Here is a 1,041-nt window from a genome sequence, read left to right on the forward strand (position 1 = left end):
ACGGGGGCCTGCACGGCGGGCGTCTTCACCGGCGGCGGGGCCTGCGTGTCCCCGGACGGGAGCTCCTTGAGCTGGCCGGCGTCGTAGGCGCGGCTGGTCGGCAGCACGGCCTGCGCGAATTCGCGGGACACGAGGCAGCGCCAGAAGCACAGCCAGGCGAGCCAGAAGCGGGCGAAGAACGACAGGGAGGCGGACGGGTCGGTCATCGGCCCCGGATAACAAAGCCGGAAGCCTTTGCAATTCGCCAATGCCTGAAATGCAAAGGGCCTCACGGTTTCCCGTGAGGCCCTTCGTTTCTTCATGGTGGAGGTGGACGGGATCGAACCGACGACCTTCGCATTGCGAACGCGACGCTCTCCCAACTGAGCTACACCCCCATACGGGGACTGCGTGCTGCCTGCTGCGCCTCGCGGGCGTTGGGTCCCGAGAAGTGAGTGGGCTAGTACCGGAGCCTTACCTTGCTGTCAAGCAGCTCGTTTCCAGCCCCAACCCTGCGATTGACGTGCCGCACTGTGGATGCCATAAAAACCGCCTTCCGGTACCGCATCCTTCCCGGCCAATTACCGGGCCCCCTTCTGGTTCATGTCCACCTCCCCATCGAAGACGTTGAGCCCCACCGAGCTCGCGAAGCTTGAGCATTCGTTCGCTTCCGACCCCTCGTCGGATGCGTACAAGCCCCTGGCGGAGGCGTACCTCGACCTGGGGCGCTTCATGGAAGCGATGGTCGTCTGCAAGAAGGGCGTCAAGGCGCACCCGACCGCGGCCGACCCCAGGCTCCTGCTGGCGCGCGTGTACGCGGCGCAGAACAAGGACAAGAAGGCGCTCGAAGAGGTGATGGGCGCGCTTCAGGTGCAGCCGGAGGACAAGGCCGCCCTGCGCATGGCGGGCGTGCTGCAGATCAAGGGCGGCGAGCAGGACACCGGCCGCGCCAACCTCCTCAAGGCCTACCAGGCGGACCCCGGCGATCCGGAGACCGTCACGCTCCTCCAGCAGTACAAGGTGGAGATCCCCCGCCCCGCGGCCCCCACGCCGGTGCTCGCC

At 66.9% G+C, this 1,041-nt stretch carries 1 protein-coding gene, 1 tRNA gene and 1 pseudogene; 1 reads left to right on the forward strand and 2 read right to left on the reverse strand.

Features of this window, described 5'->3' with window-relative positions; translation table 11 throughout:
* Together D7X55_RS39645 and D7X55_RS39650 are read right to left on the reverse strand one after the other, a co-directional pair.
* Positions 1–206 (reverse strand): annotated as a pseudogene (locus D7X55_RS39645) (DUF2760 domain-containing protein); the annotation flags it as partial.
* Between the two features lie 95 nt (positions 207–301).
* Positions 302–377: transfer RNA gene (locus D7X55_RS39650), tRNA-Ala, on the reverse strand.
* 205 nt (positions 378–582) lie between these two features.
* Between D7X55_RS39650 and D7X55_RS39655 the strand changes: the two genes are divergently transcribed.
* On the forward strand, positions 583–1,041 hold a 459-nt coding region (locus tag D7X55_RS39655; protein ID WP_368666522.1), incomplete at its 3' end, for a lipopolysaccharide assembly protein LapB.

This window comes from Corallococcus sp. AB049A, assembly GCF_003668885.1.
GTDB lineage: Bacteria > Myxococcota > Myxococcia > Myxococcales > Myxococcaceae > Corallococcus > Corallococcus interemptor.